18 protein-coding genes are annotated in these 20,836 nt (G+C 63.5%); 9 read left to right on the top strand and 9 right to left on the bottom strand.

Features of this window, described 5'->3' with window-relative positions; genetic code table 11:
- The first annotated feature begins 5 nt into the window (after window positions 1-5).
- Together C8D77_RS18195 and C8D77_RS18190 are read left to right on the top strand one after the other, a co-directional pair.
- A complete protein-coding gene (locus C8D77_RS18195) occupies window positions 6-455 on the top strand; it encodes an RrF2 family transcriptional regulator (protein WP_024503367.1) in 450 nt (149 codons plus the stop codon).
- Window positions 445-1,344: an NAD(P)/FAD-dependent oxidoreductase gene (locus C8D77_RS18190; RefSeq protein WP_109666109.1), complete on the top strand. Its 900-nt coding sequence runs from the start codon at window positions 445-447 to the stop codon at window positions 1,342-1,344. Before C8D77_RS18195 ends, C8D77_RS18190 begins: the two co-directional genes overlap by 11 nt.
- Here the strand turns inward: C8D77_RS18190 and C8D77_RS18185 are convergent.
- Window positions 1,341-2,117 (bottom strand): DeoR/GlpR family DNA-binding transcription regulator, encoded by a 777-nt coding sequence (locus tag C8D77_RS18185; RefSeq protein ID WP_109666107.1) that lies wholly within the window; start codon window positions 2,115-2,117, stop codon window positions 1,341-1,343. The genes C8D77_RS18190 and C8D77_RS18185 overlap by 4 nt on opposite strands.
- 411 nt (window positions 2,118-2,528) lie before the next feature.
- On the opposite strand from C8D77_RS18185, the gene C8D77_RS18180 reads away from it, so the two are divergent.
- Together C8D77_RS18180 and C8D77_RS18175 are read left to right on the top strand one after the other, a co-directional pair.
- The gene (locus C8D77_RS18180) at window positions 2,529-3,416 is read left to right on the top strand and encodes a phosphotransferase family protein (RefSeq protein ID WP_109666734.1); all 888 of its coding nucleotides are present in this window, start codon (window positions 2,529-2,531) and stop codon (window positions 3,414-3,416) included.
- Entirely contained in the window at window positions 3,413-5,854 is a 2,442-nt protein-coding gene (locus C8D77_RS18175; protein ID WP_109666105.1) for a GcvT family protein, read from the top strand. Before C8D77_RS18180 ends, C8D77_RS18175 begins: the two co-directional genes overlap by 4 nt.
- Here the strand turns inward: C8D77_RS18175 and C8D77_RS18170 are convergent.
- Window positions 5,851-6,483, bottom strand: coding sequence for a class I SAM-dependent DNA methyltransferase (locus C8D77_RS18170; protein ID WP_170136764.1), 633 nt, complete (start codon window positions 6,481-6,483; stop codon window positions 5,851-5,853). The two genes, C8D77_RS18175 and C8D77_RS18170, sit on opposite strands and share 4 nt — an antisense overlap.
- 145 nt (window positions 6,484-6,628) lie before the next feature.
- Between C8D77_RS18170 and C8D77_RS18165 the strand changes: the two genes are divergently transcribed.
- Window positions 6,629-7,489 carry a phosphotransferase family protein gene (locus tag C8D77_RS18165; RefSeq protein ID WP_109666101.1) on the top strand — a complete coding sequence of 287 codons (861 nt, stop codon included), beginning with the start codon at window positions 6,629-6,631 and terminating at the stop codon, window positions 7,487-7,489.
- 7 nt (window positions 7,490-7,496) lie between these two features.
- Here C8D77_RS18165 and C8D77_RS18160 read toward each other — a convergent pair whose 3' ends face one another.
- Window positions 7,497-8,420 carry a DMT family transporter gene (locus C8D77_RS18160; RefSeq protein WP_109666099.1) on the bottom strand — a complete coding sequence of 308 codons (924 nt, stop codon included), beginning with the start codon at window positions 8,418-8,420 and terminating at the stop codon, window positions 7,497-7,499.
- 235 nt (window positions 8,421-8,655) lie between these two features.
- Window positions 8,656-9,936, bottom strand: coding sequence for an amidohydrolase family protein (locus C8D77_RS18155; RefSeq protein ID WP_109666097.1), 1,281 nt, complete (start codon window positions 9,934-9,936; stop codon window positions 8,656-8,658).
- Window positions 9,937-10,106: 170 nt separating this feature from the next.
- Here C8D77_RS18155 and C8D77_RS18150 point away from each other — a divergent pair, with 170 nt between their 5' ends.
- Window positions 10,107-11,861, top strand: a complete 1,755-nt coding sequence (locus C8D77_RS18150) for an ABC transporter ATP-binding protein (protein WP_109666095.1) — start codon at window positions 10,107-10,109, stop codon at window positions 11,859-11,861.
- Between the two features lie 157 nt (window positions 11,862-12,018).
- On the opposite strand, the gene ilvD is transcribed toward C8D77_RS18150, so the two are convergent.
- Entirely contained in the window at window positions 12,019-13,863 is a 1,845-nt protein-coding gene (gene ilvD / locus C8D77_RS18140) for a dihydroxy-acid dehydratase (protein WP_109666090.1), read from the bottom strand.
- Between the two features lie 271 nt (window positions 13,864-14,134).
- Here ilvD and C8D77_RS18135 point away from each other — a divergent pair, with 271 nt between their 5' ends.
- Window positions 14,135-14,602: a VOC family protein gene (locus tag C8D77_RS18135; RefSeq protein WP_109666088.1), complete on the top strand. Its 468-nt coding sequence runs from the start codon at window positions 14,135-14,137 to the stop codon at window positions 14,600-14,602.
- A gap of 131 nt (window positions 14,603-14,733) precedes the next feature.
- On the opposite strand, the gene C8D77_RS18130 is transcribed toward C8D77_RS18135, so the two are convergent.
- A complete protein-coding gene (locus tag C8D77_RS18130) occupies window positions 14,734-16,326 on the bottom strand; it encodes a peptide chain release factor 3 (RefSeq protein WP_109666086.1) in 1,593 nt (530 codons plus the stop codon).
- A gap of 239 nt (window positions 16,327-16,565) precedes the next feature.
- On the opposite strand from C8D77_RS18130, the gene C8D77_RS18125 reads away from it, so the two are divergent.
- On the top strand, window positions 16,566-17,639 hold the full coding sequence (locus C8D77_RS18125) for an NAD(P)/FAD-dependent oxidoreductase (RefSeq protein ID WP_109666084.1): 1,074 nt from the start codon (window positions 16,566-16,568) through the stop codon (window positions 17,637-17,639).
- On the opposite strand, the gene C8D77_RS18120 is transcribed toward C8D77_RS18125, so the two are convergent.
- The 3 genes from C8D77_RS18120 to C8D77_RS18110 all read right to left on the bottom strand — a co-directional run bounded on the left by C8D77_RS18120 (window position 17,633) and on the right by C8D77_RS18110 (window position 20,235).
- Window positions 17,633-19,006, bottom strand: a complete 1,374-nt coding sequence (locus tag C8D77_RS18120) for an amidase (RefSeq protein ID WP_109666082.1) — start codon at window positions 19,004-19,006, stop codon at window positions 17,633-17,635. The two genes, C8D77_RS18125 and C8D77_RS18120, sit on opposite strands and share 7 nt — an antisense overlap.
- Before the next feature lie 164 nt (window positions 19,007-19,170).
- Window positions 19,171-19,971 carry a class II glutamine amidotransferase gene (locus C8D77_RS18115; protein WP_109666080.1) on the bottom strand — a complete coding sequence of 267 codons (801 nt, stop codon included), beginning with the start codon at window positions 19,969-19,971 and terminating at the stop codon, window positions 19,171-19,173.
- 15 nt (window positions 19,972-19,986) lie between these two features.
- Complete coding sequence (locus C8D77_RS18110) at window positions 19,987-20,235, bottom strand: DUF6356 family protein (protein ID WP_109666078.1); 249 nt, start codon at window positions 20,233-20,235, stop codon at window positions 19,987-19,989.
- Between the two features lie 114 nt (window positions 20,236-20,349).
- On the opposite strand from C8D77_RS18110, the gene C8D77_RS18105 reads away from it, so the two are divergent.
- On the top strand, window positions 20,350-20,823 hold the full coding sequence (locus C8D77_RS18105; RefSeq protein WP_109666076.1) for an Lrp/AsnC family transcriptional regulator: 474 nt from the start codon (window positions 20,350-20,352) through the stop codon (window positions 20,821-20,823).
- The last annotated feature ends 13 nt before the right edge of the window (window positions 20,824-20,836 follow it).

The following is a 20,836-nucleotide window of genomic DNA, read 5'->3' as shown; positions in this document are numbered from 1 at the left end:
GTTACATGAAACGCAACAGCAGACTGTCCTCGACCCTGCACATTCTCGTCCACATGGCCGAGAAGCCCGAACAGGCGCTGACCTCCGAGCAGCTTGCCACCTTCATCCACACCAATCCAGTGGTGGTCCGCCGCACCATCGCAGGCTTGCGCGATGCCGGCATCGTCACCTCGTCACGCGGGCATGGCGGCGGCTGGCTGCTTGGCCGTGCTCCCGAAAAAATATCCCTGGCCGAGATCAGCGTCGCCCTTGGCGAGACGCTGCTGCCGTTCAGTACCGAGCCGGAAAGCCCCGGCTGCCTCGTCGAGCAAGCGGTGATCGCCGTGCTCGACGATTTTCGCATCGCCGCCGAAAGGCTGCTGGCGGAAAAGCTCAGCCGCATCACGCTGGCCGACCTGACCGCCGATTTCCGCCGCCGTTTTGATCTCATTGGAGTCTCCAGCCATGCAGTATGATCTTGCCGTCGTCGGCGGCAGCTTTGCCGGCCTGTCCGCCGCCATCCAGATGGCGCGGGCAGGACGCAAGGTGCTGGTGATCGACGCCGGCCAGCCGCGCAACCGCTTTGCCGAGCATTCGCACGGCTTCCTCGGACAGGACGGGCGCCCGCCCGGCGCAATCCTGGGTGACGCAAGGCGGCAGCTGCTGGCCTATCCGACAGCAAGGGTTGTCGATGGGCGCGCGGACAAGGCCGTTGCCGCCGGCAGCAGCGATTTCGAAATCACCATCGATGGCGGCGAGACATTCGGCGCCTCACGGCTGGTGCTGGCCACCGGGGTGCGCGACATCCTGCCGGAGGTTGCCGGGCTTGCCGAGCTCTGGGGAAAGAGCGTGCTGCACTGCCCCTATTGCCACGGCTACGAAGTTTCCGGCGGGCCGCTCGGCGTGCTCGCAACCGGTCCTGTGTCCCTGCATCAGGCACAGCTGATCGCCGATTGGGGCGATGTCACGCTGTTCGGCAATGGCCTGTTCGAGCCTGACACAGAGCAGATGCACGCGCTGGAGAGCCGAAAAGTGCGGTTTGAGCCCACCACCGTCACCGAGCTAAGGGAAGACGGCTCCGGCGGATTGATCGTCCACCTCAACGACGGCAGAAAGGCCGGCGTCAGGGCGATGTTCACGGCGCCGCGTAACACCATGGCCAGCCCGCTGGCCGAACAGCTCGGCTGCGGCTTCACGCAAGGCCTCCTCGGCCCGGTGATATCAGTCGATGACAGGCAACAGACGACCGTGCCCGGCGTCTACGCCGCCGGCGACGCGGCACGCTCGATGCACAACATCGCCTTTGCGGTATCCGCTGGTACCTTTGCGGGCGTGTGCGCCCACCAGTCGCTGGTCTTCGGCTAAAACCCGGCTTCCTCGCCAGCGATGCTGAGCCGCGCGCCGGCCTGCGCCAGGGCGGCAGCTATGTCGCGCGGCGGCGAGCGGTCGCTGGCGAGTTCGGAAAAGCTGTCGAAGCCGCAGACCTGGACCAGACCAAGGCGGCCGAACTTCGAGTGATCGGTGATGACGAGCGAACGCTGGCCGCGCGACAGCACCATGCGGGCGAACTCGGCCTCTTCCAGATCATAGTCCATGACGCCCATCACCGCATCGATGGCGCCGGTGGAAATGATGGCGTGGCTGACCGAGAAGCGGCTGACGAAGTCGATGGCCGAGGCGCCGAAGGCAGCGCCGGAATCGCTGCGCAGTTCGCCGCCAGCCATGTAGACCTTATTGCCGTTGATGGTGGCCAGCGTGCGGGCGATGTCCGACGAGTTGGTGACGACCGTCAGGCGCCGGTGGCCAAGCAGTTCGCGGGCAAGGAACGAAGTCGTCGTGCCGGTGTCGAGCATGATCGATTCCCCGTCGCGGATGGTGGCGGCGACCATGCGGGCAATGACGCGCTTGGCGTCGGCATTCTCGCGCATCCGCCGCTCGAACGGCGCTTCGCCAATCATCGACGGCAGGCCGATGGCGCCATGCATCTTAAGGACGGAACCGTCACCGGTGAGCGGCTTGACGTCGCGGCGCACGGTCTCGAGCGACACGCCCAGCCGGTCGGCCAGACTGGCAATGGTGACGGTGCCCTCTTCCTGCAGCAGCCGCAGGATCTCGCCATGCCGTTTCGAATGGGTCATTTGGTTTCCCCGACTTAGCCTTTTGACCGATTCTAAGGTAATTCAAGTGCTTTTAAAGGAAATGCCTGCGCTTTCGGGCAAAATACCCAAAAAAAGTCACACCTTTTTATTGACAGCAAGGCAACCTTGGCGTGAAATCCAAATCTCAACAGGGGTTTCGGAGCTGCAACGGGAGGGTGATGGCAGAGCCGCAACTCACTGACCAGGCAGCCTGCAACGTGTCTGGTGCAAGGAATTTTCAGATCCGCGGGGGCGGATGGCGGGGTTCAAAACCTAGCCAAGGGGCTCGTCGGTGCGGTGCGGGATACCGATCCTGGCATCCCGCACCGACGAGATTTTTTGTGTTTCTCCCTGCTGCCGTCGCGCTGTCCGTGGCGCCTTGTCGAAGCCCAGCAAACCAGGAATGATTCCGTGATTGCCGAAGACCGCATCCGCGCCCTGCCTTGCTGGACCGGCAGCATTGAGATTGCGCCGCTGCCGGGCGGCCTGAGCAATGCCAATTATGTCGTCACGGACGCGGCGGGCAAACATGTCGTGCGCTTCGGCAAGGACTATCCGTTCCACCATGTCTTTCGCGAGCGCGAGGTGATGACGGCGCGGGCGGCGCATGCCGCCGGTTTCGCGCCAGCCGTCCGCCATGCCGAACCGGGCATCTTGGTGACGGAGTTTCTCGGCGCCAAGACCTATCTCGCCGAGGACGTGCGGGCCAATCTCGGCCGCGTCGCGGCCCTGATGCGCGGCTTCCACCGGGAGATGCCCAATCACATCTCGGGCGCCGGCTTCATGTTCTGGGTGTTCCACGTCATTCGCGACTATGCGCGCACGCTTGAAGAAGGTGGCAGCCGCAAGCGCAGCGACTTGCCGCGCCTGCTGACGCTGGCCGACGAACTGGAGCGCGCGCAGAAACTGCTGCCGATCGTTTTTGGCCACAATGATCTTTTGCCGGCCAACATTCTCGACGACGGCAACAGGTTGTGGCTGATCGACTTCGAATATGCCGGCTTCAACACGGCGATGTTCGACCTCGCCGGCGTGGCCTCCAACGCCGGCATGAGCGACGAGGAATCCTTCGCCTTCCTGACCGCCTATTTCATGAAGGAACCGGACGAAGCGATCCGCCGTTCGCACGCGGCCATGCAATGCGCTTCGCTGCTGCGCGAGGCGATGTGGAGCATGGTGTCCGAGCTCTATCTCGACGCGCCCGGCATCGACTACGTCGCCTACACCGAGGAAAACCTGACGCGGCTCGAAGGCGCGCTGGAAAACTACAGAACGAAGTACGGGATACAGAAATCATGACATTGCCGAGCCAGGCCGCCATCGTCGTCATCGGCGGCGGCATTATCGGCTGTTCGACGGCCTATCATTTGGCACGCGACCACAAGGCCGACGTGGTGCTGCTGGAGCAGGGCAAGCTGACTTCGGGCTCGACCTGGCATGCCGCCGGCCTTGTCGGCCAGCTGCGCTCGTCAGCTTCGATCACCCGCGTGCTGAAGTACTCCGTCGACCTCTACAAGGGGCTGGAGGCCGAGACCGGCCTTGCCACCGGCTGGAAGATGACCGGGTGCCTCAGGCTCGCCACCAATGCCGACCGCTGGACCGAGCACAAAAGATTGGCGACGACGGCAAGAAGCTTCGGCATGGACATGCAGTTGCTGTCGCCGGCGGAGGTCAAGGCCATGTGGCCGCTCATGGAAACCGGCGATCTCGTCGGCGCCTCCTGGCTGCCGACCGATGGTCAGGCGAGCCCCTCCGATATCACGCAGTCATTGGCCAAGGGCGCACGCATGCATGGCGCCAAACTGTTCGAGGATGTCCGTGTCACCGGCTTCGAGATGAAGGACGGCCGCATCACCGTGGTGAAGACCAGTGAGGGCGACATCACCTGCGATAAGGTGGTCAACTGCGCCGGCCAATGGGCGCGGCAGGTCGGAGCGCTTGCCGGCATCAACGTGCCGCTGCAGCCGGTGAAGCACCAGTACATCATCACCGAGAAGATCGACGGACTGGCGACCGACGCGCCGACCATCCGCGACCCGGACCGGCGAACCTATTTCAAGGAGGAGGTCGGCGGGCTGGTGATGGGCGGCTATGAGCCGAACCCGCAGGCCTGGACGACCGGGGACGTCCCCAACGATTGGGAGTTCCGGCTGTTCGACGACGATTACGACCATTTCGAACAACATATGATGCAAGCGATCGCGCGTGTGCCGGCGCTGGAAACCGTCGGCGTCAAGCAGATGATCAACGGGCCGGAGAGTTTTACGCCGGACGGCAATTTCATTCTCGGCACAGCGCCCGAATGCGCTAACATGTTCGTCGGCGCCGGCTTCAATGCCTTCGGTATCGCCTCGGGCGGTGGCGCCGGCTGGGTGCTGGCGCAATGGGTGGTCGATGGCGAGGCGCCGCTCGACCTGTGGGTGGTCGACATCAGGCGCTTTTCCAACCTGCACCGCGACCGGCAGTGGGTCTGCGATCGCACGCTGGAGGCCTATGGCAAGCACTATACGATCGGCTTCCCGCATGAGGAGTATGCCAGCGGGCGACCCCGCATCGTCTCGCCGCTCTACGACAGGCTGAAGCAGCAAAATGCCGTGTTCGGCTCGAAGCTCGGATGGGAGCGGCCGAACTGGTTCGCACCGCAAGGCATCGAACCCCGGGACATCTATTCGATGGGCCGGCAGAACTGGTTCGCGGCGGTCGGCGACGAACACCGGCATGTGCGCGAAAAGGTTGGCATCTTCGATCAATCCTCCTTCGCCAAATACGAGCTGAGCGGGCCCGACGCGCTGAAGGCGCTGGACTGGATCTGCGCCAACGACGTCAGCAAGCCGGTCGGCCGACTGACCTACACCCAGCTTCTCAACACACGCGGCGGCATCGAGGCTGATCTGACAGTGGCGCGGCTGGCCGAAGAGACATTCTACATCGTCACCGGAACAGGCTTCCGCACGCATGATTCCTCGTGGATCGGCGACCATATCGGCGAGGGGCTCAAGGCCACGCTTGTCGATGTCACCGAAGACTTCGGCACGCTGTCGCTGATGGGTCCTCGGGCACGCGATGTGCTTGCGGCAGTGACCGACACTGACGTGTCGAACGCCGCATTCCCATTCGGCCACGTGCGTGAGATTGCCATCGCCGGCCACACCATTCGGGCGCTGCGCGTCACCTATGTCGGCGAGCTCGGCTGGGAACTGCATGTGCCGATCGCGGCCACCGGCGAAGTCTTCGACGCGCTTATGGCGGCAGGCAAAAAGCACGACATCCGCCCGGTCGGCTATCGTGCCTTGGAATCGCTGCGGCTGGAAAAGGGCTATCGCGCCTGGGGCTCCGACATCACGCCCAACGACACGCCGCAGGAAGCCGGGCTCGGCTGGGCGGTCAAGCTGCGCAAGAACACGGATTTCATCGGACGGCGCGCGCTTGAGACGGCCAGCGGCACGGCGTTGAAGAAGCGCTTTGCCGGCTTCACGGTCGATGATCCGGAGATCGTGCTGCTCGGCCGCGAGACGATCCTGCGCGATGGCGAGCCGGTCGGTTATCTCACCAGCGGCGGCTATGGCTACACGCTGGGCATGAACATCGGCTACGGCTATGTGCGCAACGCCGATGGGGTGAGCGACGATTTTCTCGCCTCGGGCGACTATGAACTGGTGGTCGCAATGGAGCGGACGCCGGCCAAGATCCATCTCGAGCCGATGTACGATCCGGCAGCGGAGAGAGTGAAAGCCTAGTTCACGCGCAGCGCGAGACCGCGGCTGGGCACGGTGTCGGCCTCGCCCGGCATCGAGACGTAAGGACGCGTTTCCTCGACGCGAGTGAAGAGGCCTTGCGCCTCCAGCTCGGCGATGCGCGCGGCAAAGCCCACTTCCCACAGTGTGTTCTTGACCGTCAGCACGATCACTCCGCCCGGCCGGCAGATGCGGATCAGTTCGTCCAGTCCCTCAGTGCCGACATGGCCGGAGGTGAAGACGCCGGCCGAGATCACTCCGGCATAGGCATCGTCGGCAAAGGGCAGTTGTCCGCCCAGCGCCAGGCAATGAAGCGCCGAATAGACGCCCTTGCGTGCGGCCTGGGCCAGCATGCCTTCAGAAATGTCGAGTGCCTCGACCTGGGGGTAGCCGGCAATGTTCAACCATTCGCCGATCAGCCCGGTGCCAGCTCCCGCATCGAGCAGCGGTGCGGCACCGCGCGGCAAATGGCGCGCCAGCAACGCGAGGCAGATCGTTGGATGGCGATAGCCGGCGGCCGACATGTCGGCATCATAGGTTTGCGACCAGCGGTCGTAGAGCGCGGCGACTTCCTCCGGCCGCTTCGCCGCGTAGGCCTCGGCGAGTGCGCCCTGATGTTTGCTGTCCGCCACTTTTGTCCTATCCGCCAATCTGTGAACCCTCAATCGGATGATAGCCAAAGCACGAAAATTGTGGAACCGTCGCTGCGACAAATAACAGCGTGGGGGCGCAGGCACGGTGACAGACGAGGCGCGGGCAACACTGGACGCCATTCCGATGCTGGCCGGCTACAACGGGCCGCTGGAACGGCTCGGCGGCCTCACCAACCTGGTTTTCAAGGCCGGCGAATTCTGCCTGCGCATTCCCGGCAAGGGCACCGAAGAATACATCAACCGGGCCAACGAAGCGGTGGCCGCGCGCGAAGCGGCAAAAGCAGGGGTCAGCCCCGAAGTGTTGCATGTCGACCCCGGCACCGGCATCATGGTGACGCGTTTCATCGCCGGCGCCGAGACGATGTCGCCGGAAAAATTCAAGGTTCGGCCTGGCAGCCCGGCCCGCGCCGGCGAGGCCTTCCGCAAGCTGCACGCTTCAGGCGCGGTGTTTCCCTTCCGCTTCGAACTGTTTGCGATGATCGACGACTACCTCAAGGTGCTGTCGACCAAGGATGTCGCCCTGCCCGCCGGCTATCACGACGTCGTGCGCGAGGCCGAGACAGTGCGGTCGGCGCTGGCCGCCCATCCGCTGCCGCTCGTCGCCTGCCACTGCGATCCGCTGTGCGAAAACTTTCTCGATACGGGTGAGCGGATGTGGATCGTCGACTGGGAATATTCGGGCATGAATGACCCGCTCTGGGACCTTGGCGACCTCAGCGTGGAAGGCAAATTCGACACGATGCAGGATGAAGAGATGATGCGCGCCTATTTCGGCGGCGAGGCCAGGCCGGTGGAGCGCGGCCGCATCGTCATCCACAAGGCGATGTGCGATCTGTTGTGGACGCTGTGGGGGCTGATCCAGCTCGCCAACAACAACCCGGTCGACGATTTCCGCGCCTATGCCGATGGGCGATTTGCGCGCTGCAAGGCGCTGATGGAGACGCCTGAATTCTCACGGCACCTGGCGGCGATACGTCAGGGCTGAGCCTGGACTAATTCACGCCCTTCGGCACGTTCTCCGGCGGCACCGCGGTTTCGACCACTTTCTGGCGGTGGAAGATGAACATGCCGGCCAGAACGACGATGCCCGAGCCGATCAGGATGCGCGGGCCTGGAACGTCGCCGAAGAACACCAGCCCGAAGACCACCGCCCACAGGAGCAGCGTGTAGTGCAGCGGCGCCAGCGTCGAGGCCGGCGCCAGCTTGAGCGCCCTGGTGATCATCAGATGGGCGCCGCAGGAGACGATGCCGAGCAGCAGCATGGCGCCGAGATCGAGTGCCGATGGCGTCTGCCAGGCGCCGATGGTCAGCACCCCGCCGACCAGCAGCGTGCCGATGGTCTGCCATGTCACCAGATTTGTGTCGCTGGTGCCGCGCAGCCGGCGGTTGAGGATGATGGCGAAGGCGAAGGAGATGCTGCCCACCAGCGCAAAGCCCGATGACAGCGAGAACGCCGCCGAGGACGGTTTCAGCATGATCAGCACACCGCAGAAGCCGAGCAGGATGGCCATCCAGCGGCGCCAGCCGACCTTTTCGCCAAGCAAGAGATGCGAGAGTGCCGCAACGTAGATCGGCCCGGCCATGTAGAAACTCATCACATCGGCAAGCGGCAGATAGACCACGGCGGCATAGAAGAGCGCGGTGTCGAGCGTGGTCATCACCACGCGCAGCAGCTGCAGCTCCAGGCGTTCCATGCGAAACAGCTTGGCCGTGCCCTGATGGGCGATCATCGGGCCAAGCACGAAGAAGGCGCCGATGGAGCGGATCAGCACGACCTGGCCGACGGAGAAACTGGCGACCAGCCACTTGCCCATCGCGTCATTCAGCGCAAACAGGAAGTCGCCGGCCAGCATCAGCAGAATGCCGGCCAAAAGCACGTTCCTGATCGTCGAATTCTGCGCCACGGGCTGCGTCATGCCGATCCCGATTCCTCCCCCAATATAAGCCGCGTCGTAGACGGAAGCGGCGGCTTTGACGAGGAGAATTCGGGCAATGGGTAAGACCAGCGCCGGGAATCGGCTGTATCTAGAGCAATACCAGGAAAGTGTGAAACGGTTTTCCCGGGAAAAGCGCATAGCGCTTTCCCTTGGGAATTGCGTCAAAACAAAGAGCTAGGAGTGGTTCACCGTTTCCGCGAAACGGTGAACCGCTCTAGCTGGATACGTGCCGCCGGTTCACCATTCCCGGCCTTCCACCGATGGACAGCCTGGTCTCCTGCTTCGTCCGCTCCGCCACCACCTTGCCACTGGCGATGACACACAGGCGTTCGGCGCGCAGGCGCAAGGCCTCGATCGGATTGCCGGCGTCGAGGACGACAAGGCTGGCGCGCTTGCCGACCGCCAGGCCAAGATGATCGAGGCCCATGATCGCGGCATTGACGTTTGTGACCATGTCGAAGCAGCGCGCCATGTCGGCCGGGCTCGACATTTGCGCTACATGCAGGCCCATGAAGGCGACGTCGAGCATGTCGGCGGTGCCCAGCGAATACCAAGGATCGAGCACGCAATCCTGGCCCCAGCCGACGCGAATGCCAAGCGCCAGCATCTCCTTGACCCGGGTCAGGCCGCGGCGCTTCGGGAAGGTGTCGTGGCGGCCCTGCAGCATGATGTTGATCAGCGGATTGGGAATGACCGAGACGCCCGCCTCGGCAATCAACGGCAGCAGCTTCGAAACATAGTAATTGTCCATCGAATGCATCGAAGTGAGGTGCGAGCCGGCGACCTTGCCGTGCAGACCAAGGCGCTGCGTCTCATAGGCAAGCTGTTCGATGTGACGCGACAGCGGATCATCGGTCTCGTCGCAATGCAGGTCGACCATCAGGCCACGCCTGGCCGCGATCTCGCACAACTCCGTTACCGAGCGCGTGCCGTCGGCCATGGTGCGCTCAAAATGCGGGATGCCGCCGACAATATCGACGCCCATGTCCAAGGCGCGGATGGTGTTCTCCCGTGCCGTCGGCGAGCGATAAAACCCGTCCTGCGGGAAAGCGACCAGTTGCAGATCGATGTAGGGGGCGACCGTCTTCTTGACCTCGAGCAGCGCCTCGACCGCCAGCAGGCGGTCGTCGCAGACATCGACATGGGTGCGGATGGCGAGCAGGCCCATCGACACCGCCCAGTCGCAGTAGGCAAGCGCGCGGTCGCGCACCGCCTCATGCGTCAAAAGCGGCTTCAATTCGCCCCACAGCGAAATGCCTTCGAGCAGCGTGCCCGACGCGTTGATGCGCGGAATGCCGTAGGAGAGCGTCGCGTCCATGTGGAAATGCGGATCGACGAAGGGCGGCGAGACCAGATTGCCACGGACGTCAACCTCGGTCCGCGCAGAGCCTTGCAGAGCAGGCTCGATCGCCGCGATCGTCTCGCCGCTGATGCCGATGTCGGCAACCCTGCCATCAGGCAGTGTGCCGCCGCGAACGATAAGGTCGAAATCCATCTGTCGTCATCCCCGTCAAAAGAATCATCCGATGTAACCGAGGCTGAAAATCGCATCCCGTCGATGCCTCTTGCAACAGCGGTTTGTCCGCGGCGGCCGCGGATGGTTCCATCCGGCCGCAACTCCCTCTATAAGCCGCCTTCATTGTCCCGGTTTCAAGGATCCGCCGTTTGTTTCGTTTCTTCCGCTCGACGGAAAACCAGCGCCTCGTTGCGAGGTTGCTTCGGGAATCCTTCCGCCAACATATGTTTGGATACGGCGCCGCCATACTGTCGATGCTGGTGGTGGCCGGCACGACGGCTGCCAGCGCCTGGATCCTGCGCGAAATCACCAATGAATTCGTGATCGATAAAAGGATCGAACGCGTCAACATGATTGCCGTGGCGGTCGCCGTGATCTTCATCGTCAAGGGCATCGCCAATTTCGTCCAGGCCTACTGCATGAGCCGGGTTGGCAACGCCATCATCGCCGAGCGGCAGCGCAAGATCTACGATCGCGTCCTGGCGCAAGGCATCGAGTTCTATCATTCGACCTCGTCATCCGACCTGATCACCCGCATGACCAACAATGCCCAGGCGGCGCGCAACGTGCTCGACCTCATCGTCACCTCCTATGTGCGGGATCTGGTGACCTTGATTGCCCTGGTGCTGGTCATGATCGTGCAGGAGCCGTCGCTGTCCCTGATTTGCTTCATCGTCGGCCCCTTGGCTATCTACGGGGTCAACCGCATCCTGAAGCGTGTTCGCAAGTTCGCCGCAATGGAGTTCCGCTCGGTCGGTCAGATCGTGCAGGTGATGCAGGAAACCGCAATCGGCGTGCGCGTGGTCAAATCCTTCAACCTCGAAGGCATGATGCGCAAGCGCATGTTCAAGGCCGTGTCGGACGTCGAGGACAGGGCCAACAACATCGCTTCGCTGGAAGCGATCACCAGTCCGGTGATGGAGACGCTCGCCGGGCTGGCAATCGCGGGCGCCGTGCTGGTCAGCGGCCTTCTGGTGCTGGAGGGCGGCCAGACACCGGGCGGCATCATGGCCTTCATCGCGGCGCTGCTGCTCGCCTACGAACCGGCAAAGCGCCTTGCCCGCGTGCGCATCTCACTGGAGAGCGGCATTGTCGGCGTGCGCATGATGTTCCAGCTGGCCGACGAGCCGCTGACGCTGGCCGAGAAGCCGGATGCAAAGCCGCTTCTGGCCGGACCGGGCGAGATCCGGTTCGACGCCATCAGCTTCGCCTACCAGAATGGCCCGCCGGTGTTGAACCGGTTCGACCTGACCCTTGCGCCCGGCAAGATGACGGCGCTGGTCGGGCCTTCCGGCGGCGGCAAGTCGACTGTTCTGAACCTGATCATGCGCATGTACGACCCGCAGAGCGGCAAGGTGCTGTTCGACGGCCAGGACATTTCCCATGCGACGCTGGCGTCGCTGCGGGAAAAGATCGCCTATGTCAGCCAGGACACGTTTCTGTTTGCCGGCACGATCATGCACAACATCCGGCTTGGGCGTCAGGACGCGACCGACGATGAAGTGATCGCCGCCGCCAAGGCGGCCAACGCGCACGATTTCATCCGCGCGCAGGCGAAGGGCTACGACACCGAAGTGGGTGAGAACGGCGCGCTGCTGTCCGGCGGACAGCGCCAACGGATCTCGATCGCACGCGCCATGCTGCGCAATGCCGAGATCCTGCTCTTGGATGAAGCGACCAGCGCACTCGACGCCGAATCGGAAGCGCTGTTTCGCGATGCGCTGCAGCAATTGACGGAAGGGCGCACGACGATCGTCATCGCGCACCGTCTGTCGACCGTGCACCAGGCCGACACCATCGTGGTGCTCGAAGCCGGCAAGGTGATGGAAAGCGGCCCGCACAAGAGCTTGCTCAAGCAGGGCGGGCTCTATCAGAAGCTTTATGAGTATCAGTTGATGCCGTGATGGTGTTCCGGATGTGGGCGCCATGCCCTGATCCGGCCCTTCGGGCCACCTTCTCCCCGAGGGGAGAAGAGATCGTCAACGCCGGCGCCTGCCTCTTCACCCCAGCAGGGAGAAGGTGGCCGCGAAGCAGCCAGATGAGGGAGCCTCTGCGCAACCCCTACTCCGGCACGAACCTCACCGCGCCCTTGGCCGCGCTGGTCGCCATGGCGGCATAGGCGCGCAAGGCTGTCGTCACCTTGCGCTTGCGCTTTTCCTCGGGCTTCCAGGCCAGGGTGCCCTTTGCCTCCATCGCCGCCCGGCGGGCAGCGAGTTCTGCGTCATCGACAGCAAGGCGGATACTGCGGTTCGGGATATCGATCTCGATCGTGTCGCCCTCTTGCACCAATCCTATCAGGCCGCCCTCTGCGGCTTCCGGCGACGCATGGCCGATCGACAGGCCCGACGTGCCGCCGGAGAAGCGGCCGTCGGTGACCAGCGCGCAGGCCTTGCCGAGGCCTTTCGACTTCAGATAGCTGGTCGGGTAGAGCATTTCCTGCATGCCGGGGCCGCCGCGCGGCCCCTCATAGCGGATGACCACGACATCACCGGCCTTGATCTCGTTCGACAGGATCGCCTTGACGCTCGAATCCTGGCTTTCGAATACGCGGGCCGGGCCGGTGAACTTCAGGATCGATTCATCGACGCCGGCCGTCTTCACGATGCAGCCGTCGAGCGCCAGATTGCCTTTCAGCACGGCAAGGCCGCCATCCTTGGAAAAGGGATGTTCGACTGACCGGATAACGCCTTTCTCGCGGTCGAGATCGAGTTCGTCCCAGCGGCGGTCCTGGCTGAAGGCGACCTGTGTCGGCACGCCGCCAGGAGCCGCCAGGAAGAAATCGCGCACGCTCTGGCTGGTCGAGCGGGAAATATCCCAATGGTCGAGCGCGTCACCCAGCGTTCGCGTGTGCACGGTCGGCAAATCGCGGTTGATCAGGCCGGCATTGTCGAGCTGGCCGAGGATCGCCATGATGCCGCCGGCGCGGTGAACGTCTTCCATGTGAACGTCGGACTTGGCTGGAGCAACCTTGCACAGCACCGGCACCTTGCGCGACAGCGCGTCGATGTCGTCCTGATCGAAGTCGATCTCGCCCTCATGCGCGGCGGCCAGAATATGCAGCACGGTGTTGGTCGACCCGCCCATGGCGATGTCGAGTGTCATGGCGTTCTCGAAGGCGCCCTTCGAGGCGATGTTGCGCGGCAGCGCCGTCTCGTCATCCTGCTCGTAATAGCGCTGGGCGAGATCGACGATCAGATGGCCGGCCTCGACAAACAGCCGCTTGCGGTCGGCATGCGTGGCCAGCGTCGAGCCGTTGCCGGGCAGCGAAAGCCCCAGCGCCTCGGTCAGGCAATTCATCGAATTGGCGGTGAACATGCCCGAGCAGGAGCCGCAGGTCGGGCAGGCCGAGCGCTCGATGACCTTGACGTCCTCGTCGGAGATCTTGTCATCGGCGGCCGCGACCATGGCGTCGACCAGGTCGAGCGCCTGCGCCTTGCCGGCGAGCACCACCTTGCCGGCTTCCATCGGACCGCCGGAAACGAAGACGGTCGGGATGTTGAGGCGCAACGATGCCATCAGCATGCCGGGCGTGATCTTGTCGCAATTGGAAATGCAGACCATGGCGTCGGCGCAGTGCGCGTTGACCATGTATTCGACCGAATCGGCGATCAGCTCGCGCGACGGCAGCGAATACAGCATGCCGTCATGACCCATGGCGATGCCGTCATCGACGGCGATGGTGTTGAATTCCTTGGCAACGCCGCCGGCCTTCTCGATCTCGCGCGCGACCAGCTGGCCGAGATCCTTGAGATGGACATGGCCCGGCACGAACTGTGTGAAGGAATTGACCACCGCGATGATCGGCTTGCCGAAATCCGAGTCCTTCATGCCGGTGGCGCGCCAGAGGCCGCGAGCGCCGGCCATGTTGCGGCCATGGGTGGTGGTGCGGGAGCGATAGGCAGGCATGTTTTTTCCTTGGTGGCTGACCGTAACCGAAGAATGGCGCGGCGGAGCTGAATTCGGACCGCAGGCGTTATAGACGCGCAAGTATGGTCTGGCCACAATTTTGCAATGCGCCAGATTCCCCACAAAAATCGGAGCTTGCGAAAAAATTGCGCCCTGCTGTCGGATTGCGTGTCGCACGGCCGTCCTTGGGTCAACGGCAAGGGAATGGCACCATTTTCTCAGTCAGCCGTTTCATCCGCAACTGCAACCAGAACGCCCCGAGGAGCACGACATGCAAAAGATCACCACCTGCCTGTGGTTCGACGGCCAGGCCGAAGATGCTATGAATTTCTACGTCTCCATCTTCAAGAATTCGAAGGTGCTGAGCGTAATGCGCTGGCCCAAAGGCCACGCTGATGAAGGCAAAGTGCTGGTGACCACGTTCGAACTCGACGGCGTGCCGTTCCAGGCGCTCAACGGCGGACCGCAATTCAAGTTCAACGAGGCGATGTCACAGTCGATCGACTGCAAGACGCAGGAAGAGGTCGATTATTTCTGGGAGAAACTCACAGAGGGCGGCGAGCCCGGCGTCTGCAGCTGGCTGAAGGACAAATTCGGCGTTTCCTGGCAAGTCGTGCCGGAGCAGCTGCCGCGCCTGCTTCTGGATCCGGACCGGGCCAAGGCCGGCCGGGTGATGTCAGCGATGATGCAGATGAGCAAGATCGACATCGCCAAGATCGAAGCGGCTGCTAGAGGATAGTCGAGGGTCGCGCCGCCCCTCATCCGCCCTTCGGGCGTTCCTCGTTCGAAAAGCCAAGCAATTGGCTTTTCGCCCGCTGCGCGGACCACTCCTCACCTTCCTGTGAACGGGGGAGAAGGAAAAAGCGCGACTTACGCCGCCTTGTCGCGGACCTGATAGTCCTTGATGGTGGCAAACTTGATCGCCTTCCAGCGTTCCGCTTCGTAATTCAGCGAAAAGGCGTGCTGCGCCAAGAACACAGGATCATTGTCGAGATCGCGGGCGATGTCGCCGCGATGCGCCTCGATGAAACGCAGCACCTCGGCCTTGTCATCGGCCGATATCCAGCGGCAGACGGAAAAGCGTGACATCTCGAATTCGACCGGCAGCGTGTATTCGAAGTTCAGCCGCTCCTTCAACACGTCGAGCTGCAGCGCGCCGACGACGCCGACGATGGCCGGCGAGCCGTCCTCGGGCGAGAACAGCTGCACGACGCCCTCCTCGGCCATCTGGTGCAGCGCTTCCTTGAGCTTCTTGGCTTTCATGGCGTCGCCGAGGCGGACGCGACGCAAGATTTCCGGCGCGAAATTCGGCACGCCGCGGAACAGTATCTCCTCGCCTTCGGTCAGCGTGTCGCCGATGCGCAGCGTGCCGTGGTTGGGGATGCCGACGACATCGCCGGCAAAGGCCTCGTCGGCGGTGACGCGGGTGCGGGCAAAGAAGAACTGCGGCGCCGACAGCGACATCGGCTTTCCCGTGCGCACCAGCTTGGCCTTCATGCCGCGCTCGAGCTTGCCTGAGCAGACCCGGACGAAGGCGATGCGGTCGCGGTGGTTGGGATCCATGTTGGCCTGTATCTTGAAGACGAAGGACGTCATCTTCTCCTCGGTCGCCTCGACCTTGCGGGTGTCGGCCTCCTGCGCACGCGGCGGCGGGCCAAAGGCGCCAAGCGCCTCGATCAGGTCGCGGACGCCATAGTTGCGCAGCGCCGAGCCGAAATAGACCGGCGTCAGATGGCCCTCGCGGAAGGCTTCTATATCAAGGGCTCTGCACGCTTCTCGCGCGAGCTCCAGTTCCTCGATGAAGGCCTCGCGCTCGTTTTCCGGCAGCAGGCCGGCAACGCGGTTGGAATCGGGACCGTTGACCGGCGTGCGTTCCTTCTCATCGTCGCCCTTGCGCACGGCGTTCAGCGCCAGATGGTAGGTGCCAGAGAACGTCTTGCCGCGGCCGATCGGCCAGGTGATCGGCGCGGTGTCCAGCGCCAGCTTCTGCTCGATCTCGTCGAGTATCTCGAATGGGTCGCGACTTTCGCGGTCCATCTTGTTGACGAAGGTGATGATCGGGATGTCGCGCAGCCGGCAGACCTCGAACAGTTTCAGCGTGCGCGGCTCGATGCCCTTGGCGGCATCGATGACCATGACGGCCGAGTCGACCGCCGATAGCGTGCGGTAGGTGTCGTCGGCGAAATCCTCGTGCCCGGGCGTGTCGAGCAGGTTGAAGACATTGTCCTCATACTCGAAGGTCATCACCGAAGTGACGACCGAAATGCCGCGCTCGCGCTCGATCTTCATCCAGTCCGACCGCGTCTGGATCTTGTCCTTCTTGGCCTTGACCTCGCCGGCAAGCTGGATGGCGCCGCCGAACAGCAGCAGCTTTTCGGTGAGCGTGGTCTTGCCGGCGTCCGGGTGCGCGATGATCGCGAAGGTGCGGCGGCGCGCCACTTCTTCTTCTATTGCTTCGGGCATTCTCTGGGATTTCCGTGTGACAGGCCGGGCTTCTAGCAGCGCAGTGCCGGGCTGTCGACCGGTCCGGCGGCTCGAACGCTGCTGGTTGCCGCCTCACAGCCAGAGCATGCAGCTCAGTCGTGCTATGGCTCGGGCCAGCGCATTGCCGCATATTTCGCACTGCGCGATGTTGGCAAGCGGCTGCCAGGATGGCACTTGGATGAACGCCCGTCAGAAGTCGCTAGGGAAGAGGAGCGAACATGAGCGCCGCAAAACAAGTGATCGTCATCGGCGCCGGCATCATCGGCGCCTCCATCGCCTGGCACCTGAGCAAGGCCGGCGCGCAAGTGACGGTCATTGCCGACAGCGCTGCCGGCGGGGTGGCGACGCCGAACTCGTTTGCCTGGATCAACGCCAGCTGGGGCAATCCGGAGCCATATTTCCGGCTGCGCACCCGCGCGATGGCCGAGTGGACGCGGCTGGCGCGGGACCTGCCCGAAATTCCGCTCAGCTGGTGCGGCGGCCTGTGCTGGGATTTGTCGGCGGCCGACATGGAAACCTATGCCAGCGAGCATTCTGCGTGGGGTTACGGCATCGAGCGCATCGACCGCGCCGGTGCTGCGCGCATCGAACCCAATCTCACCGAGCTGCCGGATTTTGCCCTGTATGTGGCTGAAGAGGGGGTAGCCGAGCCCGTCGCAGCCACGAAAGCGCTGCTGGCCGACGCCGAGCGACTTGGCGCACGTATTATCTCCAGCACGGTGACGGCGCTGGTCCAGACCGACGGCAAGATCACCGGTGTCGACACATCGCATGGCCTGATTGCATCAGACGAGGTGGTGATCGCGGCCGGCGTCGGCTCGCCGGAGATCGCCGCGACAGCCGGGATCAACCTGCCGATCGAAACGCCGCCCGGCCTGATCGTCCATTCGCGACCCACAGAAAAGCTGCTCAATGGGCTGGTGCTGGCCGAGCGACTGCACATGCGCCAGACTGCGGAGGGCCGCATCATCGCCGGTTCGGATTTTGGCGGCGCCGACCCGGGCATGAATGCCGAAGCCACCGCCCACGCGCTGTTTGCGGCCATGAAAGCCATGCTGCGCGACAGCGACGGGTTGGAACTCGATTTCCACACGGTCGGCTACCGGCCAACGCCGATCGACGGCTTTCCGATCATCGGCCGCGCCGAGGGCGTGGACGGTGTCTATGTCGCGGTCATGCATTCCGGCATCACGCTGGCGACAGCCGTCGGCCTGTTCGCCGCCCGGGAAATCCTCGACGGCGAGCGCGACCGGCTGCTTGCGCCTTATCGATTGTCGCGCTTCGCTCAGTAGCTAGGCGGACGGCGAAAGCCGCCGGCCAAAGGTTCGATTGCCTTGGCTATGCCGAGCAGCCGCTCCTCCGACCAGCGTCTGCCGACCAGCTGCAGGCCGATCGGCAGGCCGGCGCTGTCCAGTCCGCACGGTATGGAAAGCGCTGGATGGCCGCTGTAGTTGAACACGGCGCCATAGGCCGGTAGCATCCAATAGCTCTGCTCCTTGCCGTCGACCTTGATCGGCGTGCCCGGCTCGCAATGCGGGAAGGCGGTGGTCATGGCGACCGGGCAGAGCAGCGCATCCCAGTTTTCGAAAAACCGGTCCCAGGCGAGAATGGACCTGTCGCGCCGGGCGAGCGCCTCGAACCAGCGTGACACCGGTGTCGGTTCCTCGGGCGGCTCCGGCTGCGCGGCCTCCATCATCATGCCGATCAGCCTGCCGCCCTGTTCCAGATCGTCGTGCAGATCGAGTTTCGGCAGTTTTGCTTCTTCGACGGCGGCGCCGGCGTCTTGCAGCTGCCTTGCGAGGTTTTCGACCGCGGTGCTTATGTCGCCGGCCACCGGGAAGCCAGGAAAGGACGGCGCGAAGGCGATGCGCAATGTCTTGAGGTCGAGCTTCGGCATGTCCTCGACCGGCACCGGCGCAAGATCGGTGTCGCGCCCGTCCGGGCCGGCGACGATTTGATGGATCAGCGCCAAATCTTCCACGCTGCGCGCCAACGGCCCGAGGCAGGACATCAGCCGCACGCTGCGCGCAGCACCTTCAGGATCGGGGAAGGCGCCGGCCAGCGAGACACGATGCTCGGTCGGTTTGAGGCCATAGACGCCGCAAAAGGCGGCCGGCAGCCGGATCGAATCCTGCATGTCGGTGCCGACGTCGAACGGCGTCATCCCCGAGCAAAGTGCCGCTGCCGCGCCGCCGCTGGAACCGCCTGCCGTGCGCTGGAGATTCCAGGGATTACAGGTACGGCCGAACAGTGGATTGTTCGACTGCCAGTCAGACAGCAGGGTCGCGACATTGGTCTTGGCCATCAGCACGCCGCCGGCCGCCCTCAACCGCGCGACGACCGGGCTGTCCTGTTTGGCGACATAATCGGCAAAGGGCGGGAAGCCGACCGTGGTCTTCACGCCTGCCGTTTCATGCATGTCCTTCAGCGTGAACGGCACGCCATGCAAAGGTCCGAGAGCCTCGTCGCGCGCCTGGGCTGCGTCTGCCCTCTTGGCACACTCGCGGGCGCCATCCCTGTCAAGCGAGATGACGGCGTTGACGGCCTCGTTGTGGGCATCGATCTGCGCCAGGTGGGCGTCGAGTGCTTCGACGGCGGAGATTTTCCGCGCGGCGATGGCGGCGGCGAGATCGATAGTCGAGGAAAAGACGGGGTCCATAGTGAATGCTCCGGCTTGGCGGCGCGTGCCTGATCAAATGGCGGATAGCGGCGCGATTTCAAGCGGAGTTGAGCATTCGAGGATTGGCCGCGTTTGATCGGAATTGTGCCGATAGTCTGTTGAGGTCGGCGCTGGCCCGCGACGCTACCAGTTGGCGAAGAAACCTACCCGACCAGCGCCAGCTTCGCCGCAATCGGAGCAAATGGCCGAATGGCCATGTCATCGCCGGTGATGGTGACAAAACTCGATGGCGGGATCGCTTGCCAGTCGCCGCCCTCGCGGTCGAAGGGTTCAGAGACGATGCAGCGGCCGCCACCCTTGCGCAGGACAGAAGTGTAGAGCGTCGGAGCGTCGGCGTCGGTGGCATAGCGCACCGCATGCAGCGCCTGCCCGTCCGAGAAGGCGGCGGTGAGCTTCAGCGCCGGTTCTAGGCCGGCGCGGCGCGAGGCTTCGAGCACGCGGCTGGTGGCGCGGGAGACGGCGCCTTGCGGATCGGTGGCCAATCCTTCGTCGATCATCAGCAGGAAGAAGAGTTCGGAATCGGTGGTGCCTTCGCGCTGGTCGAAGACGGCGTCGGACAGCGAGTTCTCCAGCGCACGGCGGATCTTGTCGAAGCCGCCGATCTGGCCGTTGTGCATGAACGACCAGGAGCTGGAGATGAACGGATGGCAGTTCATGCGGCTGGTGGCGCCGCCGGTCGACGCCCGCACATGGGCGAGGAACAGGCCGGATTTGATCTGCCGGCACAGGCTCTTCAGATTGGGATCGGACCAGGCCGGCAGGATATCGCGATAGAGACCCGGCTCCGGGCGGTCGCCATACCAGGCAAGGCCAAAGCCGTCGCCATTGGTCGGCGATTTTGCTTCCTGGGCGCAATGGCTCTGGGCGATCAACGAGTGACAGGGCGCGGTGAGGATGTCTTCGAGAAAGACCGCTTCACCGAGATAGGCCGCCCATCGGCACATCGCTTCTGTCGTCCTCTAGGCGCGATCCATAAGAGCCGCGGGCTCCTTGGTCGCGTGCGTGCCTCTGTTGTGCGTCCGCTCGTAAAGCTCGCGAACGATTCGGCTGGCGGTAGTCTCAAACAGAAATGGCAAGAAAGCATGAACGAGCGCGGCGCCCGCCGCCAGCAGCAGCCGCGACGAGAACCAGGCGGCAAAAGCCATATGACTGAGATAGGTCTCGCCAACCTTGGCTGGATGAGAGGTGAAAATCCTTGCGACCGACATGCTGGTTCCCCTTCAGCGTCTGAGTTCCTGATATGAGTATCCTGACACGCCTCGCCGGTTCATCGGTCTCAAAATATCCTTGTAATCAGCCAGATCATGGGACAAACATCCCACATGGCACTCGATATCGATGAAATCGATCGAAAATTGCTCACCGAGCTGCAACGCGACGGCACGCTGTCGGTCGACCAGCTGTCGGAACGGGTGGCCTTGTCGCGCAATGCCTGCTGGCGCCGGGTGAAGCGGCTGGAGGAAGATGGCATCATCACCGGTCGGGTGGCGCTGGTCGATGCCGAAAAGCTCGGACTTGGCCTTTCGGTCTTCATCCTGATCCGCACGTCCAACCACGATCCGGAGTGGCTGCAGAAATTCAGGGCGGCGGTGACCGGCTTTTCCGAGATCACCGGCGTCTACCGCATGTCCGGCGACCTCGATTATGTCTTGCGCGCCCGCGTCGCAGACGTGAAGGCCTATGACCGGCTCTACCAGCGGCTGATCGCCAAGGTGACGCTGTCTGATGTCTCCGCGTCGTTCGTGATGGAGGAGATCAAGGAGACCACCGTCGTTCCGATGGCCAGGTCGTCGTAACGCCACAAAGAAA

It is taken from the genome of Mesorhizobium loti (genome assembly GCF_003148495.1).
Lineage (GTDB): Bacteria > Pseudomonadota > Alphaproteobacteria > Rhizobiales > Rhizobiaceae > Mesorhizobium > Mesorhizobium loti.
The sequence above is the reverse complement of the archived record's forward strand: the minus strand, read 5'-3'. Positions and strand labels throughout refer to the sequence as shown.